The sequence below is a fragment of the Arthrobacter sp. H20 genome (assembly GCF_000520515.1).
Taxonomy (GTDB): Bacteria; Actinomycetota; Actinomycetes; order Actinomycetales; family Micrococcaceae; genus Arthrobacter_D.
Window position 1 is genome coordinate 1 of sequence record NZ_KI914733.1, and the last position, 19,945, is coordinate 19,945.

Consider the following 19,945-nt stretch of genomic DNA (forward strand, 5'->3'; position numbering starts at 1 on the left):
GGTGGTGCGGGAGGTCCGGCGCAGTCCTTCGGCGTCTTCGATGATGATCCGGCCTCGTCCTTGCCTGATCAGTTTTTTGGCGGCGAAGTCAGACATGGTTTTGCTGGTGGCTTCGCGTGTTGCTCCGAGCAGCCCGGCGAGCTGTTCATGGGTGAGTTTCACGGCGACGGAGTGCGTGAATCTGTTGCGGGGGGCGGCGTCGGCGAGTGTGAGTAAGGTCGCGGCGGTGCGGGCTGAGAGGGGTCTCAGGGCCATGTCGGTGAGACGTCCTTCCAACCTGGCGACTTGTTCGCCGAGTAGGCGGGAGATTCTTACCGCAAGTTTCGGGTTTGAGAGGAAGTGGTTTTCGACTTCTGCTGCGCTGAGCTGGCACACGGTTGATTCTTCGAGCGCTTCGGCATAGTTGTCGTACATTTGCATGCCCACGAGCAGCATCTCACCGAATACCGCGCCGGGTTCAAGGATTGCGATGGTGAGGGTTTTCCCGTCCTCGGCAACCCGGAAAATCCGGATCCGCCCGGCTTTGAGGATGAATAGGGCCTTAGTGGGCTGACTCTGGCTGAAGACAAGTTCACCACTGTGAAAGAGCCGGGGCGGGGCCATCCTGTCGAGGGTATCCATTTCCTCGGCCGTGAGGTCAGCGAAGAGCTCCACGGCGTTGAGGCAGCTGAAGGGTTCCCCGGTTTCGGCCAAAGGTTCTTCCTCCCGTTCGTGTGGTGCCCAAAGCGTCGTAGTTTTGCTAGCCGCGGACACGATGGTGGTGGAGCAGGCGGCGTTCAGACCCGGCGTGGTCACCGGCCACGTCGGATGACGAGGGTTGCCACTAGTCCCAGAATAAGCCCATACACCGCGTGCCCCATCAGTGAGGCCCCGGATCCTGCGTCGAGGGTGAAGAGTGGCATGCCCATCATGGTGGGCATGATCAGCAGCGGACCAAGAACCCACCACAGCATGCCATAGACAAAGCCCACGACGGCGCTGATGATCAGGCCCTTTGTCAGCACTCCAGCACCGGGTATCGTCAGCGCTAGGCCGATCAGAACCGAAATCATCAGGTGTATCAGGAAGCCGACGATTGCCGAACTTGAGCCAACCAGTGAGGCAATCATGCCTAGCATACCCATCATGGCCATCAGGGCCCCGAAAACGACCCCGCCGGCAAGACCGCCTACGACCCCGGCCATGAGACGCGTTCCCATGGACGTGCCGGGGTCAGTCGCGGATCTTTTCCCCCGCGTCCCGCTATGTGCTGAACTCATGTCCTTGCCTTCCTATCTTTGGTAACTACCGACGATAGACAGGACGGCACGGACAGTTCTGCAATCTAGGACACAGTTAGCCCTGGCAACGGAATTCTGTGCCCAACTGCTACCGGGTGACTGCCCACCCGGTGGCGTTGACGAGTTGTAATCCGACATCCTGACCGATCCGTATGCCGGGGCCGCGGCGGCCCTCGATGGTGAGCACAGCCGTGGGCCTGTTGGGTTGGTTCGGTCCGTGGCTGGTGACGTGGACTAACGTGTGGGCGCCTAACGATTTCAACCCAGTCACGGATCCCATTGCTGGTCCGTCGGCTGGTGCGACGATGCGGATGGCTTTCTGTCGGACGGCCAGGAACGCGGGACCGTCCCTGAGTCCTGGCTGCACGGGGAACCGGCCCAGCGCCGAGTGATGGACGCCTTCAACCAGCCTCCCCGGTACTGTATTGAGGCCTCCCAGAATCCTATTGACCGCCAACGTCGCCGGTTGATAGTGCAATTGGGAGACGGGACCATGCTGCAGGATCCACCCGCTATCCAGGACCGCGATCGAATCGGCGAGGATCGACGCCTCCCGACGGTCGTGGGTCACCAGAATAATCGTCGGAGCGAGCTCGGCGCGAATATCATCCATCAGCGAGTACATATCGTCTCGCAGCCTGGAATCGAGGGAACTGAACGGTTCATCGAGCAAAAGGATGCGGGGGGTCCTCGCTAATGCGCGGGCCAGTGCGACGCGCTGCTCCTGCCCGCCGGAGAGTTTCCCAGGGGATCGGTGCGCAAGGTCTGCCAGCTTCACCAGTTTCAGGTACGTCATGGCATGGTCCCGGGATGCTTTGCGGGACTGTCCTGCCATTTTGGCGGAGGACGCCACGTTATCGGCCACACTCAGGCGGGGAAACAGCAGCGGTTTTGGAACACCAGGGCAACGCCACGCTCCTCCGATGGGACACCGGTGAGGTTCTCACCATCAACGAGCACCTCACCCGATGATGGTTCATCCAGTCCTGCAGCAATTCTCAGGAGGGTGGTTTTTCCGCAACCGGAGGCTCCCATCAGTGCAACACAGCCTGACGGCTGAACGGTCAGCGAAATCTGGTGAAGTACCTCAGCGTCGCCGTAGGAGCGTGAGATGGAGTTGAATTCGAGGTGGGAGCTCATTGTCGTCTTTTCCTTACCCCGGGAAGGGTGAGTCCTGCGAGCAGGATTAGTGGAGGCAAGATGATGGCCACCGACAGCGCTGCGGTGAGTTGTTCGTTTCCGGTCGTCGAGGCAGCGGATCCGAGCAGGAGGGGCAGGGTGCGCAGTTGTCCTCCACCGATGAGCAAGGTGGTGATGTAGTCGCCCCAGCCGACAAGGAATGCCAGGAAAAAAGCCCGGGCGGTAGCGCTGGAAAGCAGGTGGTAGCGGACATGGCGGGCCGCCTGGCCGGGGGAGGCTCCCAGTGAACGTGCGACCTCCTCGAACCGGTGGTCGTAGCTTGCCAGGGCGCTGCGGAACATGAACGCCGTGTAGGGCAGCGCTGTCACCGCCAGGACCAGGGTCACCCCTAATGGTGGTGAAACGTAGAGACGCAGGAGGGCAACGTTGATGCCCATCACCAAAGCGAACGGTGGGATGGCTAACGGGGCCAGCAGGACAAACTCGACGAAGCGGCTAGGGGTGACAGGTAGGGCCCGTATGGCGAGGGCTCCCAGGTAGCCCAGCGGTGTCGCGATCACGGCTACTCCCAAACCCAGGGAAAGCGAAGATGCGGCAGCCCGTGCGGTGTCTGGGGTGGCGAGGGCTGTGAAGCCTTGCAGTGAGTACGACGACGGCAGGACGGCCGGGGCGCGCCATTGACCGGCGACCGACCACAGGAGTACCGGCACCATCGGCGCCACGATCCACACCACAAGCAAACAACCCAGGATGACCCGCATGGGGAACCCTCCGGGGAGGGTCCGGCGCATCGACGTTGACGCCGGCTGCAAGACGGGTATCAACTCAGGCTCCGATGACGGCGAAGCACCAGGATCGCTATGATGATCACTGCTGCGCTCACGGCCACGGATACCAGGGCGGTCGCCATTGCTTGCTGACGCGCAGCGAGATCGATGGAGGTAAACAGCCTCACGGCTCGAACCGGAAGCGGTTCGGGAGAGGTCGGTCCGAGCAGCCACGCGGCTTCGTAGGACCCGAGGGTATACACAAATACGATTGCCGCGGAGACGGCCAGCGAGGGTGCCGAGAGCGGCAGGGCCACCCGGACGATACGCTGGCCCGCAGACGCGCCGAGAGTGGCAGCGGCGTCGCAGAGGTCGCCGACCGAGCGCGAGATACTTCCGAGAACGACCAGGGCTACGAAGGCGGACTCTTTCCAGGCGTACTCGGCGATGACGGCCACGAACCAGGGTCCGGAGACCAGTGCGGGGAATGCCTCGGGCATCCCGAGGAGTCGTTCAAGGAATCCGCTGTCGGAGAGCAGCAGTCCGATAGCCCCTGCCCCGATCACATGGGGAATAGGGATCGTTGCGGCACTCAAAGCCTCAACTATTCGGCCCATCCTGGGTATGGCGAGCACATAGGCGGCAAGCACAAACCCGACCACCAGGGAGAGCAGTGTGGAAACCATAGCGACGTAGGTAGAGGTGACGGTTGACCGGACCAGTTCATCAGCATCCCTGGTCCAGGCGTCCGCGCTGAATTGGGGAGGACCGATAAAGGGCATCAGCCCGAAGCTTTGCAATGCTGCGGCGGTCAGCGAGACCCCAACGACGAGGACGATAGGGACTACTGCAGGCAAAGCGAGAAGCGCCGCGCGTCGGGTGGTCGGGGCCCGCCTTCTGGTCATGGGGCTGTGGCGATGTCTTGCCGCCACGCCTTATTCAGAGCTGGCACCCATTCTGAAGCCAGCTCACCGTGGGCATTGCGTGAGAGTTCCTCATAGTCCGGGACGATCGGCGATTCCGGCAGCTGTTCGAAGAGGTTTCGTTGGGTTGGGGTGAGAAGATCCGTGTCGAGTGCGGTGAACTGTCCCCACGTTCCGGGATCCGCCTTCGCGGCCTGCTGTTCCGGCGATAGAGCAATGTTGGCGACCACCATGGCCCCCGCGGCATCCGCGGCGTTTACCGGCAGAGCGAGGAAGCTCGCATTTCCCACCGTGCCCTCCTCCAAGGTCAAGACCTTGGTCGACGCCGGTAGCGCACCTGATGCGACCAGATCGGTCAGGGTGGCGGGGCCGTACGTCATGGCGATGTCCACTTCGTCGTCGGCGAAGAGAGTGTTCAGCGCCTGTTCGTCCCGCGGGTAGGTGGCGCCTTCCCTCCAAAGCGACGGTTCAAGCTCCGTGAGCGCTCGGAGTGCTGCGGGCGCGTACTGGTCAAACGCCGCCTGAGAATAGGGCAGCGGCACCTGATCGGCGCCGCCAGCGGTGCTGAGCATGACCTCTCGCAAAAAGACGCTGCCGGTGAAGTCCGGTGGCCCCGGGTAGGTGAACCTGCCCGGATGGGACCGGGCCCAGTCGAGGATGCCCTGCAGCGAGGTCGGCGGGTCGGTGATGGCGTCCGAGTTGTAGAAGAACGTGAACTAAGCTTTATGCCAGGGAGCTTCGCAGCCGTCCACCGGGGTGCCAAAGTCATTTAACAGCAAGGGATCGTCGGGGTCGGTGTACTGCATGTTCGGGAGCAGATCGGTCCACCCGCACTGCCAGGCCTCCGCCTGTTTGCCGGTACTGAAGGTGGAACCGTTAGCCTAGATCAGGTCCACCGACCCGTCACCGCGGCCAGCCTGGAGCTCGCTCAGAACCCGGTTCAGCGCGTCAGGGGTGTCAGCGATAGGAACGCGGCGCAGCGTGACGCCCTGGTCCTGTGCCGCGGGTGCAAGTATGTCATCGACGTAGGCGTTACCTTTCGCGTCCCCTCCGAACATCCACAGATCCACTGTCTGCCCCTGTGCTGCTGCGAGAACCTCGTCGAAGGTACCAAAATTCTCGGCGGGCTCAACGCTGGCACCAGAGCAGGCGGTCAGCCCTAGCGCGAGGGCCGCAGCAGCAGGCAGAAGAGAACGCCGACGTACCGGGCTGAAAGATGGGTGCACAGGGGATCCTTCGGGAAGTCGGGTTTGCAGCTTCAAGTATCCTCGATAGCGGGCCGACACCCGAACCGGCACCTGACCAGTGGATTGCAGAAAGACTATGCGAGAGAACCTATGCGCGCCCGCCCCGGGTCTTTGACCCCGATCCGCCAGCTTGTGCTTTTGGCGGTTGTCATTGTCGCTGCAACTATCTTGGTCATCTTTGTGCTGGTCCCGCCCGTGAGTGACATGCGCGACCTAGTGGACCGGGCTGGTTGGTGGGGGCCGGTGGGATTCATGGCCGGGTACGCAGCCCTGACCCTTGCACCGCTTCCCAAAAACATCCTCTCCATCGCGGCCGGCATATTGTTCGGGTTCGGGCCAGGGCTGGTGATCGTCTACTGTGCCGCGATGATTGGGGCGTCCGCCGCGTTCTGGCTGGGGCGCGCGTTGGGCAGGGACGCGGTCGAGAAATTCACCGGCACCCGCGTTGCCAAAGTTGATGCGCTTCTGACCAGGCGCGGATTCGTGGCCGTTATCGGGGTCCGGCTGATCCCGGTGCTACCGTTCACTGCGATCAATTACTCTGCGGGACTGACGGCACTCGGATGGTGGCCCTACTTCTTCGGAACGATGATCGGGATTCTTCCCGGGACGATGAGCTTCCTGGCATTGGGGGCATTCGGATTCGAACTCGGTTGGCCGGCCCAACTGGCCTTGGCGGTTCTGGGCGGATTGACCCTCGCGGGCGCCATCCTCGCCGTCCGGTCCCGTCGAAAGACGAGGAGCGCAGGTGTTTGATACCCGGTTGCGCCGGCTGCTGGCGCCGATGCTGAACCGTGCGGCGGCAGCCCTGGATGTGCCATGGATCAGCCCCAACCGGTTGACGGGTCTGAACCTTCTATTTGGATTAGCATCTGCGGGATTCGCCGCAGCCCAGTGGTGGTTCCCCGCCCTCGTCGCCTGGGTGCTGTGCCGGGTCGCGGACGGCTTGGACGGACCGCTGGCGCGGCGACGCGCCGCGCAGCCCGGGTCCAATCACGACGCCGGGCAGGGCGGGTTCTGGGACATTTCCGCCGATTTCGTGGTGTACGGGGCGACCGTCATCGGCGTTGCAGTCGGCGTAACTGCACAGTTCGGAGCCCCTTGGCTGCCGTTCCTGCTGGTGCTCTTCGCCTATTACATCAACGGCAGCGTTTTTCTGGCCTTCTCGTCCATTGCTGAAAAGAACGGCCGCCAGATCGACGACGGCCGGTCGCTATCCTTCCTCGGCGGACTCGCGGAGGGGGCGGAAACCGTCCTGGCCCATTGTCTGTGGCTACTCTTCCCCGCCGCGGCGTGGCAGGTAGCCTCGGCGTGGGCGGCCCTGGTCATGATCAGCGCCGCACAACGAATTGTCGCTGGCTACCGAAACCTCGCCTGAAAGAACCCGAAAAGAGCCGCTGCTATTGCGCGTTCCTTCGAGGTTGCAATCGGTCGGTTCTCCACCGGTTCAGACCAGCCAGGGCTTTGACAGCGACCTTCGCAGCCGGTGATTCCAACCCTGACCGGGCATGAGCTATTGCCGCATTCCACAACGCGTCGTTGTAGGTCGGGTAAGGGTGTGTGACGCCGGCCAGGGCGCGGGTGCTCAGCCCCTGATCCACAGCAAGGGTGAGTTCCGCCAGAGACTCCCCGGCCCGCGGCCCGACGATCGTTCCGCCCAGAATACGCCCGCTCTTACCGATGATAAGCCGCGTGAAACCGACGGTTTGGTTCTCGGTGATTGCCCGGTCGGTGTGAGCGTGCTGAATGGTCGATGTTGTCTGCGTCTTCGTGCTGGCCTCGGTGACGCCAACGGCGGCGATTTCCGGGGAGGTGAACGTGACCCGCGGCATGACCTTACTGACTTTCCGACGAAGACCGAGGACCGCGTTGGAAGCGGCGGTGCTGGCGTGTACCCCGGCGAGGTGGGTGAACTTAGGGTAGGTGGTGACGTCGCCGGCAGCCCAGATGGTCGGGTTGGATGAGCGCATAGCTGTATCAACCACTACCTGGCCGGATTCGTCGCAGTCCACGCCGACTTTTTCGAGGCCCAGGCCCTGCGTTCTGGCTTTTCTGCCCGTCGCGGCGAGGACGACGTCGGCACCGAACCGTTGTCCGTCGCCGGTATGGATTATGGTTTCGTCGTCGGTGCTGATCCGGTCCACGGCGGCGTGCTCGATGACCTGCACGCCGTCGGAGCGCAGACTGTCGCGGACCAGGGCCGCCGCGTCCCGGTCTTCCTTGGGTAGGATCTCCGAGCGTGCAAGGATCGTTACCTGTGAGCCGAGCCGGGCAAAAGCCTGACCCAGCTCACACGCAATCGGGCCACCTCCGATCACGGCCAGGCGCACGGGAAGGGCCTGCAGGTCCCAGATGGTCTCCGACGTGACGACTTGGGGTGCGTCAGGTAGCCCAGGAATGGGCGGAAGTGTTGGTGCGCTGCCAGTGGCGATGAGTGCTTGTCGGAAGCGGATGGTCTTGCCGTCAACATCGGCTTCACCCGGACCGGTGAAGCGTGCTTTGCCTGAAATGATCGTGACGCCCGTCGACTCCAGGGCTTCCGGGGAGTCTGCCGGTTCTATCGCGGCGATGGCGCTCGAGATACGTTGGCGGACCGCGTCGAAATCTGTGCCGTCGCCGGTAAAGGACCGTTCGGAGGCTGAGTGTCCGGCGGATAGGAGCGTTTTTGACGGGACGCAGCCAGTCCAGAGGCAGTCCCCGCCGGTGCGGGCGTATTCCAGCAGGACCGTGCGGGCACCGAGCCGGGCGGCGGTTTTCGCCCCCACGATGCCTGCGGTTCCCCCGCCGATGACCAACAGATCAACTACTTCAGTGCTGTCTTCCACCAGGTTGCCCTTTTCACTTGTCGGTCCGATTCCCTTCTAGCCTAGGCTGTTTATGACCATCATCTCCGCAGGGCGCGGAACCACGACTTGCCATGGAGTGATCCTGATCGCCGGTAAATACAGCACCTTCGCACGGTTTTATGACGTGATGTCCGGCGAATACCCGGTCTATCGGGCCGGCCGTGTGGCCGGCATCGGCATGCTCGGTTTACGGCCTGGTGCCCAGGTGCTCGACGTCGGCTGCGGGACCGGCCTAAATTTCAGTTTCCTCCAGAGCGGGGTCACACCGGGCGGCACTATTGTCGGAATCGACCGCAGCCCGGAGATGCTGGTTCAGGCCCGCCGGCGGGCCGAGCGCAACGGCTGGGCCAACGTGATCCTCATCCAAGCCGACGCAACTGCACTCTCGCCTGCCAACATCGGATCCCGGATCCTAGCCGAGGGCGGCCGGGCATACTCCGACGCCGTCCTCGCCACGTACGCCCTGTCCCTGATGACGGGCTGGGAAACTGTGTGGTCCACTATGATCTCACTCGCTGCACCCGGGGCATCCTTATGCGTGGTGGACATGCAAAAACCAGTCGGCATCTTTGCGGCGCTGACGCCGTTGGCCAAAGCGGCATGCTGGCTCGGCGGATCCGACATCAACGCCCACCCCTGGACAGCCGTGGAACGCGACTGCGCCGACGTCAAAGCGGCCTCCGCCCGCGGCGGACACCTACAGATCCGCACCGGAACGAACACTACAAGCACTTAACGATTTACCCGTAAAGCCTTGGGTAAGGGCACCGCCATGCGGCGTCGTACCCGCGCCAAGGTGACTGCGCTAAGGTGACGGCATCAGGTGACGGCAGATTTAGTGCTGGCGCAGGGTCAGGGCGGACGGGGCCCGCACAGCGAAGGTTGCATGAGGTGAAGGCGGATCATGGTGTGGGATTTCCTCAGGGAACTGGAAGTACGTACCCGGCCAGTCCATCCGGAATCCCGGGCCGCGATGCAAGCTCGCTGGGCTGCGCTCCCTGACAACGTCAAGACCGCGAACCAGTTGCTGGGCCGGGGAGCTGTCGGGTGCGAAGGCACCCACGGGGTTTTCCCGAAATGTAATCTGACCTGTTCTCCGTGCTATCACTCGGCGGAGGCTAATCAGGTCCGCGTGGATGGGGCCCATACCCTCCGCGAAGTGTCCCGCCAGATGGAGTATCTTCGCAGTGTCCGTGGCCCCCGCGCTCATGCGCAGCTCATCGGTGGTGAGGTGAGCCTGCTAGAGCCGGACGACCATGCTGCGGCGCTGCACGCTATGCGAGCTAACGGCCGCGAACCCATGTCCATGACTCACGGCGATTTTGACTATGCCTACCTCCTGGCTGTGGTCCTCGGACCGGACGGGAAGCCGCGCTTCGACCGGGTGTCCTTCGCCGCACATTTTGATTCTTTGATGAGGGGACGACGAGGCGCCGTACGCCCACGTAGCGAAGCCGAGCTGGAACTCTTCCGCCTGAAGTTCGCGGGTATGTTCGCGGATCTCCGCCGGGATTATGGGGTGGAGTCCTACCTCGCCCACAACATGACCGTGACCCCGTCAAACCTCGGCGAGGTGGCTGAGGTGACCGCTTCGGTGCTATCGATGCCCTACAACATGCTCTCTTTCCAGCCTGCTGCATTCATGGGGGACGACCGCCGCTGGAAAGAAGACTTCGACGAGGTCAGCATCGACGACGTGTGGGAGCAAATTGAACACGGCGCCGGCCAGAAGCTCCCCTGGCAAGGCACCCAGTTCGGCGACCCGCGATGTAATCGCTATACGACAGGAGTATCAGCGGGAGGCACTTTTGCGGTTGCGATCGATCCGGCGGACCCGGCAGATATTGCCGCCCGCGATCGACTGCTCGACCACCACGGCGGCATGTTTTTCGGAGGTCAAACGCGACCGGTCATTATCGTGCGTGTCCTGCGTGCCGCATTGCGACACCCGGGCGACGTGGCGGTTCTCGCCGGGCTCGGCCGGCGCATCATTAGACGGGCCGGAGGAATCCGGGCGGTATGGCGTGCGTGGCGAAGCAAGCGTCTCGGCGTCAAAACCTTCGTTGTGCATAACTTCATGGACTCCGAGGTCGTTGCGCCCGCGTGGGCGCTCATGGAACAAGGCAAGGTCAGCGATGACCCCGCTGTCCGCGAAGCCCAGGAACGGCTTGGTGCCTGCATGTACACCATGGCCCACCCGCAGACCGGCCAACTCGTGCCAGCGTGCACCAAACACTCAGTCCTGGACCCCGCCGAAAACAGGGAACTACGGACCCTACTCCCTCTAAGGGTCAGAAACGGGTAACCACCAGCCCGGGTGACCATGCCCCATGACATCTAGTGAGGATCGACGGTGTCCGCGTCGAAGTGAATCATTCCCACGGACGTTACGTGCGCTTGTAGCAAGGCTAAGACGGTGCGTCCCTGCTCGGTGTCGGGGAAAACCTCAGTGTGATCGTTCAGGGAGTCCCATCCCACCCGAAGCAAATAGATGTCGGGCTGGTCGACGCTGGGGTGCAGGTCTACCGACCGGCACCCCTGAACCCCGAGGAGGTTCTCCCGGATAGCGGGATAGGTGGTCCGGAATTCTTCATGCCCGTCGGGACGGATAGTGAGTTGAGCATGTTCATAAATCATGGGTCTGTCCTGCCTGTGGTGTGGAGGGTATGTCTTATCAGTTAGCTGCCGACCCGCGATCCGTCCGTTGCGAGGCCGTCACGGATGGCTTGGATGTCGAGTGCTCTGACATCGGCGATGACTTGTTCAAGGGCGGCCGCGTCGATCGCTCCTGGCTGTGAGAAGACCAGCACCTTGTCACGGAAAGCCATCAAGGTGGGTATGGAGCTGATGCCAGCCTGCGCGGCGAGTGTTTGTTCGGCTTCCGTGTCGACTTTCGCGAATGCAACATCCGGGTGGTTGTCGGATGCTGCACTGTAGGTGGGGGCGAACATGCGGCAGGGTGCACACCAGCCGGCCCAGAAGTCGATCAGAACGATCTCATTCGTGTCGAGGACTGATTCGAAGGTCTTGCTGGTGATGTCAATGGTTGCCATCGGATTACTCCTTAGAGTGGACGGGGTCTGGAAGAAAAATGCTGCCCGGGCGTCGCCGAGTTCAGGCGGAGATAGCAGTGAGGGCCTCGTGGGTGGTCATCACGGCTCCCGCGATGTAATTGAAATTAGTCATCGCGGCGGCATACCCGTCTCCCAGCTCGGGGTGTTGCGCGGCCGCCGTGGCGTCAGAGACCACTGCCACGTCGAACCCCTGCTCCAACAGTTCCCGTAGGTGGCTTTCGATGCAGAGGTTGGCCGACATTCCCGCGAGGATCACTTTGCTGATCCCACGCTTACGTAATTGCAGTACTAGGTCGTTTTGTTCGGGTCCGTACACCTTATGAGGACTGCACACGACGGTCTTTCCATCCTGAATGTATGGCTTGTACTGTTCCAGCCAATCAGCGCCGGAACCTTCGAAACCATCCAAGTTCAGCGGACCGGGACGGTTGAACATTCCGATCTCGTGCATCTTCGTTTCCAGGGTTCCGCCGAACTCCCAGAGGTGGTCATGTAGGAAGTAGTAGTGCGGTGAAATGAACACCTCGTAGCCGGCGGTTTTCGACGCGGCGAGCAGCTGATCGATGTGCTGGACAGTGTTGTTCTCCTGGACACTGTTGCCGACCAACTCCTAGGTGACACCGTCGGGGCTGAGGAAATCGTTTTGTGGGTCGGTCAGTACGAGTGCTGTCGTGGACGGGTCAAATTGCATGGCTCTCCTCAGATGGGCGGTGAATCCCCAACGGAATTCCCTCCAAACGCTAAACGTCCACAGCACATTGTTCTGTAAGCCAGGACACCGTTCCCAGACCGAGCCGCAAGAGGAACCAGATGTGCTGTTATCCGGATCCTCGTCGAGTAGCTGACTTGACGGTTCCAGAACACTGAGACCTGCCGCGGAAGAACTGTATTCGAGAACACAGAACTTTGGGCAGGTGACACATATTGTTCGCTGAAGCCTCGACGGACCCCGATGGACTCGAAAATCCTCCACGGGAACGATCGCGTCGGTGTGATCGGCACGAAAGACAACAGAAATGAGCAGCAATGGCCAGGCATAGCGAGAAAGTCGAATTCCTCGGCTCCCAGGGGGCGTTGCTTGCGGCGCGGCTTGATCTGCCGGAGTCGAGGCCCGTGGCCTACGCCTTATTCGCGCATTGCTTCACCTGCAGCAAGGATGTGCTCGCAGCTTCCAGGATTTCCCGGGCGCTCACTGACTACGATATCGCCGTTCTACGATTCGACTTCACCGGACTTGGTCAATCCGGTGGCGACTTCGCCAATACGAACTTCAGCTCGAACATTGAAGACCTAATTCACGCTGCAGACTATCTTCGCAAGGGTTTCGCGGCCCCGTCGATTCTGATTGGGCACTCGCTCGGTGGGGCCGCGGTGCTCGCCGTTACCGCTCAAATACCTGAGGTGCGGGCGGTAGTCACCATCGGCGCCCCAGCTGACCCCGACCACCTTGTGCATCTGTTGGGGGAGAGCCGGGCAGAGATTGAAACCTCAGGGGAGGCAGACGTTATCCTCGGCGACAGACCGTTCCGCATCCGCCGGCAATTCCTCGACGATATTGCCGCGCAGCCGCAAGCCGACCGCATCCGTCATCTAGGCTCGGCGCTGCTGGTCATGCATTCGCCCAGTGATACGACCGTGGACGCGGATAACGCACGACGCATCTACGAGACTGCTCGTCACCCGAAGTCGTTCGTTGCCCTCGATGGGGCCGACCATCTACTCACCAACCCTGCCGATGCTGTGTTCGCTGCTTCAATGCTCGCGACGTGGGCCCGCCGATTCGCCTTCGCCGCGCCCCCGGAGCCGGATCTTCCTTCCGCAGCTGACGGCCCGGCTGAAGGCCTCGTCGTCGTGGCTGAGACCGGAGCGGGAACATTCGCCCAGCAGGTGATGGTCGGCGAGCACCGGTTGAACGCGGACGAACCCGCCCCGATCGGTACCGATACCGGCCCGTCGCCCTATGATTTCCTGCTCGCAGGCCTAGGCGCTTGCACATCGATGACTATCAGAATGTACGCTGACCGCAAGAAATGGCCGCTAGGAAAGGTGACGGTTTCGCTGCGACACAGCCGAATCCACGCACAGGACTGCGCCGACTGCGAAACCGAAACCGGCATGTTGGACCGAATCGAACGGGTCATCCGCTTCGACGGCGACCTCAACGAGGATCAGCGTCAAAAATTGCGCGAAATCGCCGATAAGTGCCCAGTCCACCGCACCCTACGCTCGGAAATCCTCATCGGAACGGTAATCTCCGACACAGACCCCGGGCTGACCAGCATCCGAGACCATTCGGCGACGAAGGTGCTGAAATGAACAGTCGCAATATTGAAAAGTCTGAATATGACGGCACTTCTGAGGGAGAAATTATGAGTACAGCTAGATCCATGATGGCCGCACACCCTGACGGTGAGCCATTGTTGGCCGAAGCGCTGGGCGCATGCATTGAAGCTGCCTTCTCCTGCGCGCAGGCAAGCGATGCCTGCGCGGACGCCTGCATGGCAGAAGAGACGTTGTTTGAATTGCGGAAGTGTATTCGTCTTAATTTGGACTGCGCTGAACTTTGCGTCACTACCGGCCGGTTCCTCTCCAGATTGACCGACGTCGACGGCAACCTGCTGAAGACAATCCTGATGGCTTGTAGAGACTTCTGCACCACAAGCGCTATAGAAAATGAAAAACACGCCGAGACCTACCCATCCTGCCGGATTGCTGCCGAGGAATGCCGCCGCTGCGAACAAGCCTGCCAAGATCTACTTCCACGGCCATTCTGAAGCCCCCTAACCATGCTCCATCCCCGACCACAGGCTCTCGAAGGTTTACCGCGGAACATCATGCACGGTGCCACACTCGATGGTGTCGGGAAGAAGGGCGTGATGCTCTAAGATCATCCGCAGGATTTCGAATAAGCCACCAACCCGCACCTCGTCGAAGCAAGGAAGAATCTACCTTATGACCGCGATGCCAGCCGCTATCATTTTCGACGTCAATGAAACCCTTTCTGACATGAGACCGCTCGGAGACGCGTTCATCGATGCCGGGATGAGCGACTCCCTTGCCAGACCATGGTTCGCGAAACTACTCCGCGACGGGTTCGCACTCACAGTGACAGGCGACAACCCTACCTTCGCTGACATCGCCACCGACAGTCTCCACCGTCTCCTCCGCCAAACATCAGGACCGGGGGATCACACGGATCAGGTCAACCACATCATGGGACAATTCAAAAACCTTCCGCTACACCCAGACACCGCGCCCGGGCTCAGCGCGCTCAGCCAAATCACCGAACTCGCGACCCTCAGTAACGGTGCCACGTCAGTGGCAGAACAACTACTGAACCGCGGCAACGTCCGCGAAAAATTTGCACAATTACTCAGTGTCCAGAACGCACCCCGCTGGAAGCCAGCCCGCGAGGCATACGACTATGCTGCCGATGAGCTCAACCAATCAGTGAACCAATTATTACTCGTTGCCGTGCACCCATGGGACATTCACGGCGCGAACGCCGCCGGAATGCAAACCGCATGGATCAACCGTACGGGCGCTTCCTACCCCACCTACTTCACCCCACCGGACATCGAAGCCGGAGACCTTTCAGCTCTCGCAGACAAGCTCGCCGCACGCTGAAGCCGCATGCTCAATGTCCCCGTGATGGATAAAGGTTCGAAGCAAGTCGTTGACCGCTCTGCACCTTTGAGCGTTAGAGATGGATGGAACAGGTGGATTTAGGGAACGTAGTAGAAGTCATTGGTACCGGCATCGAGATTGCAGGAGTGTTTGTTATTGTCGCCGGGATGCTCGTGGCCACATTGCTCGCTGCAGCGGCGTTAATGAAACGAAAAGAGCGCGAAATCTATGACACCTACCGACGACGTCTGGGACGGTCAATCTTGCTCGGTCTTGAGTTCCTTGTCGCTGGAGACATCATTCGCACGGTCGCAGTCACCCCAACCTTTTACTCCGTAGGTGTCCTCGCAATAATCATCCTGATCCGAACTTTCCTCAGCTTCTCACTAGAACTAGAGATCACAGGGCAATGGCCTTGGCAGAAGTCCAGCTTCGACAAACACACCATGAAGAAAAGCCCGCCGCCACCGACGTTCCTCTGAACCAGGTCGGCAAACTCCGCGTTTCGTGGTTGACAGAGCAGGGTGTTATTGGCATTTCAAGAAGGGGCGCTTGTTCGACTCAAGGTGCTGGTAGCTGGCGTGGGTAGATTCCGGTCCATTCAACACGCTGGCCAGGGGGCACGAGGCCGGCTGCCCAATTCACTGGGAGGATTTCTCCCCGGCCGGTGGGGTCACTGATCTCGTCCGTCGCGATGATTTGAGCAAGGTCCTTGATCGACAGGTGGTCATCAAACATCGCTTTGAATTCGGGGAGCACGTATCGCCGTCCGAGGATGGGTCCTGGTGCCCATTCTCGGTAGAGGATCACGACGGATTCGTCGGCCAAGACCTGCCCGCCGACCCATTCGTAGCCGGGTGTCCACAACGACTTTTGCTCCTCGAAAAGTGAAGCCACACAATCCAGCAGCATGCATGATTGAGACCTCATCGATTGGCAACCTTTCCAGATGGTCCTGCCATCCCACTATCGAGACGCCCAGCCAACCACGGGGACTTAGCCTTGATCCACCGGTCGGTTGTCCGGCCTGATCGGGTTTCGGGGACGGGGCGGGTTTTTGGTGTTGGGCAGGACACAGTGTGCGGCCTCGCTGCCGGTATGGTTCCACTGAAGCTTCCTGATCGGGCCGTTGCTGCGGCTGGCGGACGGGTTTACGCCGTGGCGGGCGGTGCATGGGCGCTGATGAAGAGTGTTTCCCACGCGTCCTGCCAAGGCCAGGATTGGGGCAGGTGAAGTCGTATTTTCCGGGCGCTGGAAGCGATCCGGGCGGGGACGTGGATCAGTTTTCGGCGGATCGTTGCGGTCCGCGCCTTGACGAAGCCACCTTCGGCGAGGATTCCGGCGGGGCAGGTGAGGTTGTAGGCCATCACCGCGCAGACGAGCCAGGCCGAGTTCGCAGCGAATTTACCGGAAGGCAGGTGCGCCAACGCACTGTCTTTCAGGTCGGCGTTGACTTGTTCGATGATGGCGTGTCGGCGGTGGGTTTGATCCGCAGTGACGGTGTCCAGGATGATGGTGTCAACGGTGGTGAAGAACGCGTGGTTGTGGTGCTGATCGAGTAATCGCTGCTGACCGGTGGGTTCCTTTTTCGGGTTCAGTTCCGGTATCCGGCGCACCACCAGCCAGCCAGCGACGCGCTCAGCTTTCCGGCGGGAGGAGAACGCTCTGAACGGGACCTCGGCGACTTCAGCGTCGGAGATCCAGGTGTTGGTGTCCTCATCGAAGACCGCGTTCGTGTACTGGATTTTTCCCACGCGCCCGCGGGGATCGTTGCGATGGCCCGTTTCGCGGCCGGGTCTATCCGCACGGTCACCGACGCCTCGGCCCCGCCAGCGAGGGCGGCCGAAACCGGGGCGTGGCCGTAGAAGGCCGAATCGAAACGGCACAGCAGCCGCGCGCCAGTTTGAAGACTCTTCAGCGTGGACAGGGCGTCGGTGACCAGCCGTTTGGCCCCTTTATTGCGGAGACACTTGGCGTCAACCTGGGTGCGCTGGCTGATGGCCGGTCCGCTTGAGCGGCTGAGTCACTAGACTGCGATTGCCCTGTACACGATGCGCGTAATTCCGCCACCTGGACCCTCCCGACCCTGTCAGAAGCGCAGCAGATTCGTCGTGGAGGAAGGAGACGAACTTACGGAGGTTGAAGCTGGGCAGCAGGATCGTGATTAAGATCTGGGTGGCCCCAAGATCCGCGTACGGACGCGACCTGCGCGGGGACCAAAAGGGGACCAGAGACCATGCGGAACATGCAATGGATGAGGTGATTTGAACCGTTCTGCGCACCCCTGCGCCCCGGAAAATCAACGCTCCGGGCTCTTAGAGCTACCTGGGGGTGAAGGGGTCGCAGGTTCAAATCCTGTCATCCCGACAGTAGAAAGCCCCGATGAGACGGCAAATCTCATCGGGGTTTCGTCGTTTCTGAACGCGGCATGCCCCCCGGCCAGGGGACCAAAAGGGGACCAAAAGATCCTCTGCGGCACATTTTAGCTGTCACAGACGGCGCTCCCGCTGTTGCTGTGTCGTATGCGGCGTGGACGGGGTCGCCGGGAGTGAGGGAACATTCCTGCTCTGCACCCTCTGGCTGGCCCGCGTCCTGGCGGATGCCGGACGGTTGGCCGTGCCCGAGCCGTGTTCGAGAACGCGGTGAGCCACGTCAACGACGCCGGCCTGCTGGCCGAGGAGATCGACTAAGCCACCGGCGAGCAACTCGGCAACTTCCCGCAGGCCTTCAGCCACATCGGCCTCGTCAATGCGGCCTGGCTGATCCAGCAGGCCGAACACCCAAAGCATCCTCAATCTAAGGCTCGACCCGCGTGATCTTCACGCGGGTTTTGTGCGGGCTCAGATCCTGCTCAGCTGACACTCCGTTGGCCGTCCCGTGATGATGTGAGTACGGCCTCGTCTACATCCTCCATCGCCCCGCAAATCAAGAACGTGAGGACAACTTTCTCCACGTTGGCAACCGTTTCCTGTGCCCTCCCACTTTTTGTAACGAGGCGCGCAGCAAGCGCTCCCGACTCTCCGCACCGTGCAGGGCACGGCTGGGTTGTTGCCCTCCCGGAAATCGCATAGCAAGTGTGTTCTGGAACACAGAACCCGAGTATTGCTGATATATACACTGTGACGACACACGAGCTGTGACACGAGGAGCGATTCATGAAGAAGCGAAGGTCCCCCATCGTGGTGGCGGCCGTTGCTCTCGCCGTTGCTGCTTTTTTCTTCGCACAGTCGGCTGCGACAGACCCCGGGCAGGTGACCGCTGCCGGGTCGGCCCGCTCGTTTCAGGAGTACACGCCGGAGGCCGTGTCATCGGCCACTGCCGACGAGACAGTGGTTCTGTTCTTTCACGCTGTCTGGTGCTCGACCTGCAAGCTGCTCGCCGACGACATCACGGCCAATGTCGATAGAATTCCCGACGACCTGCAGATACTTCTCGTCGACTTTGACACCGCCACCGACCTGAAGCAGAGGTACGGAGTCACCCTGCAGCACACCCTTGTTCAGTTGGATTCGAATGGGGACGCTGTCGAGCAATGGCACCTCATCCGAACCCTCGACGACCTGCTCGACTCGTTGGTCTGATCGGCCGTGGAGCTCCTGCCGTTGTCGCTGCTCGCAGGAGTGCTGACCGTTCTATCGCCGTGTGTGCTACCGCTGCTGCCGGTGGTGCTCGCGGGGTCGGCGGCGGGAAACAGGCGTGCGCCCTACATTGTGATCGGCAGCCTCGCCGTCTCCGTTGTCGCATTCACCCTGCTTATCAAGGCAACCACGGCCCTGCTCGGCGTGCCGAGCAATGTGTGGCTGATCGTCTCGGGAAGCCTGGTCGCCTTCATCGGCGCCTCTCTGGCATTCCCGAAAATCTGGGACACCATCTCGAGCAGGGTGGGGCTGCAGTCGGCGGCGGGATCCCTCGCTGATCGCTCCGTGAGCAAAACCGGCACGGCGCGCAGCGTGCTGCTCGGCCTCTCCCTCGGGCCGGTGTTCACCAGTTGCAGTCCGACCTACGGACTCATCCTCGCCGTTGTGCTCCCGGCTGACCCGGGTGAGGGCATTGCGAACATCATTTCCTACACTCTCGGCCTGAGCGCGGTCATGCTCGCCGTGGCGATAGGCGGGCGCTCGGTCACCAAGCAGTTCGGCTGGGCCACCGACCCCGAGGGTACGTTTCGCCGAGGCCTCGGCGTCTTTCTCGTCATCGTCGGACTGCTCATCGCCACCGGCACGATCAGGAGCGTCGAGGCCTGGTTGATCGACCGCGGTCTGCTCGGCGCGGTCGTGATCGAGCAGGGCTTCCTCGATTCGATGGGGGAGAGCGAGTCGCCGGATGCAGCGGAGGCCGAGATACCGAGCTTCCTGCTGCAGTCGTTCCCCGAAACGGATTGGTCGAAAGCCGACCCCGCGATCGCGCAGACGCTGAGCGGAGGCCCTCCGAAAGACGGCATCCCGGCCATCGACGACCCGAGCTTCGTGCCGGTCGACGACTTCGGCAACCCGGACGACGTGCAGGCGCTGCTCGTTGTCGGCGAGACCGAGGTGAAGGCCTACCCGTACAACATCCTGGTGTGGCACGAGATCGTGAACGACACCATCGATGGCACCCCGATCGCCGTGACGTTCTGCCCGCTGTGCGGCAGCGCCGTCGTTTTCGAGCGGATGCTGCCGGGCGGTCAGGTGACCACGTTCGGTGTAAGCGGCGGCCTGCTCGAGAGCAACATGATCATGTTCGATCGTGAGACCGAGACCCTCTGGCAGCAGAGCACGGGCATGGCGCTCGCCGGGAAGCACTACCCTCACGAGCTTGAGCTGCACCGATTCCAGTTGTTGACCGTCGGGGAGATCAAAGAGCTGTACCCCGAGGCCGTGATCCAGAGCGACGACACCGGTTATTCCCGCGACTACTCCCGCAACCCCTACTCCGGGTACGACGAGAGCGACAGTTTCTACTTCAGCCCGAGTGACGTCGATGCGCGGTACCCGGCCAAGGAGATCTTCGTCGCCTTCACGGTGAACGACACGAGGGTGGCCGCCCCGTGGCTCGCCCT

Annotated in this window: 23 protein-coding genes and 2 pseudogenes; 10 read left to right on the forward strand and 15 right to left on the reverse strand. The window is 61.5% G+C overall.

Features of this window, described 5'->3' with window-relative positions:
* From Y703_RS0110710 to Y703_RS22690, 8 genes and pseudogenes are all read right to left on the reverse strand, one after another.
* The coding region (locus tag Y703_RS0110710; protein WP_026552707.1) for a Crp/Fnr family transcriptional regulator at window positions 1-693 on the reverse strand (693 nt) is incomplete at its 3' end.
* A gap of 98 nt (window positions 694-791) precedes the next feature.
* On the reverse strand, window positions 792-1,259 hold the full coding sequence (locus tag Y703_RS0110715; protein WP_253908009.1) for a hypothetical protein: 468 nt from the start codon (window positions 1,257-1,259) through the stop codon (window positions 792-794).
* Between the two features lie 109 nt (window positions 1,260-1,368).
* The gene (locus tag Y703_RS19290) at window positions 1,369-2,115 is read right to left on the reverse strand and encodes an ATP-binding cassette domain-containing protein (protein ID WP_253908010.1); all 747 of its coding nucleotides are present in this window, start codon (window positions 2,113-2,115) and stop codon (window positions 1,369-1,371) included.
* Between the two features lie 32 nt (window positions 2,116-2,147).
* Entirely contained in the window at window positions 2,148-2,420 is a 273-nt protein-coding gene (locus Y703_RS20885) for an ATP-binding cassette domain-containing protein (RefSeq protein WP_051427501.1), read from the reverse strand.
* Entirely contained in the window at window positions 2,417-3,181 is a 765-nt protein-coding gene (locus Y703_RS0110725) for an ABC transporter permease (protein WP_026552709.1), read from the reverse strand. The genes Y703_RS20885 and Y703_RS0110725 overlap by 4 nt, the downstream gene beginning before the upstream one ends.
* Window positions 3,182-3,240: 59 nt before the next feature.
* Window positions 3,241-4,092 (reverse strand): ABC transporter permease subunit, encoded by an 852-nt coding sequence (locus tag Y703_RS19295; protein WP_051427502.1) that lies wholly within the window; start codon window positions 4,090-4,092, stop codon window positions 3,241-3,243.
* A pseudogene (locus Y703_RS22685) lies at window positions 4,089-4,814 on the reverse strand (ABC transporter substrate-binding protein); the annotation flags it as partial. The gene Y703_RS19295 and the pseudogene Y703_RS22685, both read right to left, overlap by 4 nt.
* A 177-nt stretch (window positions 4,815-4,991) precedes the next feature.
* A complete protein-coding gene (locus Y703_RS22690; protein ID WP_216698894.1) occupies window positions 4,992-5,336 on the reverse strand; it encodes a type 2 periplasmic-binding domain-containing protein in 345 nt (114 codons plus the stop codon).
* A 111-nt stretch (window positions 5,337-5,447) separates the two neighbouring features.
* Here Y703_RS22690 and Y703_RS0110740 point away from each other — a divergent pair, with 111 nt between their 5' ends.
* Window positions 5,448-6,113, forward strand: coding sequence for a TVP38/TMEM64 family protein (locus Y703_RS0110740; RefSeq protein ID WP_026552710.1), 666 nt, complete (start codon window positions 5,448-5,450; stop codon window positions 6,111-6,113).
* On the forward strand, window positions 6,106-6,735 hold the full coding sequence (locus Y703_RS0110745; RefSeq protein WP_026552711.1) for a CDP-alcohol phosphatidyltransferase family protein: 630 nt from the start codon (window positions 6,106-6,108) through the stop codon (window positions 6,733-6,735). The genes Y703_RS0110740 and Y703_RS0110745 overlap by 8 nt, the downstream gene beginning before the upstream one ends.
* Window positions 6,736-6,757: 22 nt before the next feature.
* Here the strand turns inward: Y703_RS0110745 and Y703_RS0110750 are convergent, their stop codons facing one another.
* On the reverse strand, window positions 6,758-8,182 hold the full coding sequence (locus Y703_RS0110750; protein WP_035764654.1) for a dihydrolipoyl dehydrogenase family protein: 1,425 nt from the start codon (window positions 8,180-8,182) through the stop codon (window positions 6,758-6,760).
* A 52-nt stretch (window positions 8,183-8,234) separates the two neighbouring features.
* Here Y703_RS0110750 and Y703_RS0110755 point away from each other — a divergent pair, with 52 nt between their 5' ends.
* Both Y703_RS0110755 and Y703_RS0110760 read left to right on the forward strand, forming a co-directional pair.
* Window positions 8,235-8,939: a class I SAM-dependent methyltransferase gene (locus tag Y703_RS0110755; protein ID WP_081743498.1), complete on the forward strand. Its 705-nt coding sequence runs from the start codon at window positions 8,235-8,237 to the stop codon at window positions 8,937-8,939.
* A gap of 168 nt (window positions 8,940-9,107) precedes the next feature.
* Window positions 9,108-10,508 (forward strand): hypothetical protein, encoded by a 1,401-nt coding sequence (locus Y703_RS0110760; protein WP_035764657.1) that lies wholly within the window; start codon window positions 9,108-9,110, stop codon window positions 10,506-10,508.
* A 32-nt stretch (window positions 10,509-10,540) separates the two neighbouring features.
* On the opposite strand, the gene Y703_RS19305 is transcribed toward Y703_RS0110760, so the two are convergent.
* The 3 genes from Y703_RS19305 to Y703_RS19310 all read right to left on the reverse strand — a co-directional run bounded on the left by Y703_RS19305 (window position 10,541) and on the right by Y703_RS19310 (window position 11,884).
* Window positions 10,541-10,840 (reverse strand): antibiotic biosynthesis monooxygenase family protein, encoded by a 300-nt coding sequence (locus tag Y703_RS19305; protein WP_051427503.1) that lies wholly within the window; start codon window positions 10,838-10,840, stop codon window positions 10,541-10,543.
* Between the two features lie 41 nt (window positions 10,841-10,881).
* Entirely contained in the window at window positions 10,882-11,256 is a 375-nt protein-coding gene (locus Y703_RS0110770) for a thioredoxin family protein (RefSeq protein ID WP_026552715.1), read from the reverse strand.
* 61 nt (window positions 11,257-11,317) lie between these two features.
* Window positions 11,318-11,884 (reverse strand): isochorismatase family protein, encoded by a 567-nt coding sequence (locus tag Y703_RS19310; RefSeq protein ID WP_253908011.1) that lies wholly within the window; start codon window positions 11,882-11,884, stop codon window positions 11,318-11,320.
* 419 nt (window positions 11,885-12,303) lie between these two features.
* Between Y703_RS19310 and Y703_RS19315 the strand changes: the two genes are divergently transcribed.
* The 4 genes from Y703_RS19315 to Y703_RS19320 all read left to right on the forward strand — a co-directional run bounded on the left by Y703_RS19315 (window position 12,304) and on the right by Y703_RS19320 (window position 15,386).
* A complete protein-coding gene (locus Y703_RS19315) occupies window positions 12,304-13,593 on the forward strand; it encodes a bifunctional alpha/beta hydrolase/OsmC family protein (RefSeq protein WP_051427504.1) in 1,290 nt (429 codons plus the stop codon).
* The gene (locus tag Y703_RS0110785; protein ID WP_253908012.1) at window positions 13,590-14,051 is read left to right on the forward strand and encodes a four-helix bundle copper-binding protein; all 462 of its coding nucleotides are present in this window, start codon (window positions 13,590-13,592) and stop codon (window positions 14,049-14,051) included. The genes Y703_RS19315 and Y703_RS0110785 overlap by 4 nt, the downstream gene beginning before the upstream one ends.
* Window positions 14,052-14,229: 178 nt before the next feature.
* Window positions 14,230-14,904 carry a haloacid dehalogenase type II gene (locus Y703_RS0110790; RefSeq protein ID WP_026552717.1) on the forward strand — a complete coding sequence of 225 codons (675 nt, stop codon included), beginning with the start codon at window positions 14,230-14,232 and terminating at the stop codon, window positions 14,902-14,904.
* Window positions 14,905-14,996: 92 nt separating this feature from the next.
* Complete coding sequence (locus tag Y703_RS19320; protein WP_051427512.1) at window positions 14,997-15,386, forward strand: DUF1622 domain-containing protein; 390 nt, start codon at window positions 14,997-14,999, stop codon at window positions 15,384-15,386.
* Between the two features lie 79 nt (window positions 15,387-15,465).
* Here the strand turns inward: Y703_RS19320 and Y703_RS0110800 are convergent, their stop codons facing one another.
* The 3 genes and pseudogenes from Y703_RS0110800 to Y703_RS22110 all read right to left on the reverse strand — a co-directional run bounded on the left by Y703_RS0110800 (window position 15,466) and on the right by Y703_RS22110 (window position 17,693).
* On the reverse strand, window positions 15,466-15,801 hold the full coding sequence (locus Y703_RS0110800) for a hypothetical protein (RefSeq protein WP_155849491.1): 336 nt from the start codon (window positions 15,799-15,801) through the stop codon (window positions 15,466-15,468).
* A gap of 254 nt (window positions 15,802-16,055) precedes the next feature.
* Window positions 16,056-16,861 (reverse strand): annotated as a pseudogene (locus tag Y703_RS19325) (transposase); the annotation flags it as partial.
* 532 nt (window positions 16,862-17,393) lie between these two features.
* Window positions 17,394-17,693 (reverse strand): hypothetical protein, encoded by a 300-nt coding sequence (locus tag Y703_RS22110; protein WP_155849492.1) that lies wholly within the window; start codon window positions 17,691-17,693, stop codon window positions 17,394-17,396.
* Window positions 17,694-18,059: 366 nt separating this feature from the next.
* Here Y703_RS22110 and Y703_RS20890 point away from each other — a divergent pair, with 366 nt between their 5' ends.
* Window positions 18,060-18,485 (forward strand): thioredoxin domain-containing protein, encoded by a 426-nt coding sequence (locus Y703_RS20890; protein WP_051427506.1) that lies wholly within the window; start codon window positions 18,060-18,062, stop codon window positions 18,483-18,485.
* Window positions 18,486-18,506: 21 nt separating this feature from the next.
* The coding region (locus Y703_RS22695; RefSeq protein ID WP_162148884.1) for a DUF3179 domain-containing (seleno)protein at window positions 18,507-19,945 on the forward strand (1,439 nt) is incomplete at its 3' end.

Coding starts and splice junctions, on each gene's coding strand:
- Y703_RS19295 (WP_051427502.1), bottom strand. CDS start 4,092: ATGACCAGAAGGCGGGCCCCGACCACCCGACGCGCGGCGCTTCTCGCT.
- Y703_RS0110715 (WP_253908009.1), bottom strand. CDS start 1,259: ATGAGTTCAGCACATAGCGGGACGCGGGGGAAAAGATCCGCGACTGAC.
- Y703_RS0110725 (WP_026552709.1), bottom strand. CDS start 3,181: ATGCGGGTCATCCTGGGTTGTTTGCTTGTGGTGTGGATCGTGGCGCCG.
- Y703_RS0110755 (WP_081743498.1), top strand. CDS start 8,235: ATGACCATCATCTCCGCAGGGCGCGGAACCACGACTTGCCATGGAGTG.
- Y703_RS20890 (WP_051427506.1), top strand. CDS start 18,060: ATGAAGAAGCGAAGGTCCCCCATCGTGGTGGCGGCCGTTGCTCTCGCC.
- Y703_RS19315 (WP_051427504.1), top strand. CDS start 12,304: ATGGCCAGGCATAGCGAGAAAGTCGAATTCCTCGGCTCCCAGGGGGCG.
- Y703_RS0110740 (WP_026552710.1), top strand. CDS start 5,448: ATGCGCGCCCGCCCCGGGTCTTTGACCCCGATCCGCCAGCTTGTGCTT.
- Y703_RS0110760 (WP_035764657.1), top strand. CDS start 9,108: ATGGTGTGGGATTTCCTCAGGGAACTGGAAGTACGTACCCGGCCAGTC.
- Y703_RS0110790 (WP_026552717.1), top strand. CDS start 14,230: ATGACCGCGATGCCAGCCGCTATCATTTTCGACGTCAATGAAACCCTT.
- Y703_RS22110 (WP_155849492.1), bottom strand. CDS start 17,693: ATGCTTTGGGTGTTCGGCCTGCTGGATCAGCCAGGCCGCATTGACGAG.
- Y703_RS19305 (WP_051427503.1), bottom strand. CDS start 10,840: ATGATTTATGAACATGCTCAACTCACTATCCGTCCCGACGGGCATGAA.
- Y703_RS0110785 (WP_253908012.1), top strand. CDS start 13,590: ATGAACAGTCGCAATATTGAAAAGTCTGAATATGACGGCACTTCTGAG.
- Y703_RS0110770 (WP_026552715.1), bottom strand. CDS start 11,256: ATGGCAACCATTGACATCACCAGCAAGACCTTCGAATCAGTCCTCGAC.
- Y703_RS19290 (WP_253908010.1), bottom strand. CDS start 2,115: ATGGCAGGACAGTCCCGCAAAGCATCCCGGGACCATGCCATGACGTAC.
- Y703_RS20885 (WP_051427501.1), bottom strand. CDS start 2,420: ATGAGCTCCCACCTCGAATTCAACTCCATCTCACGCTCCTACGGCGAC.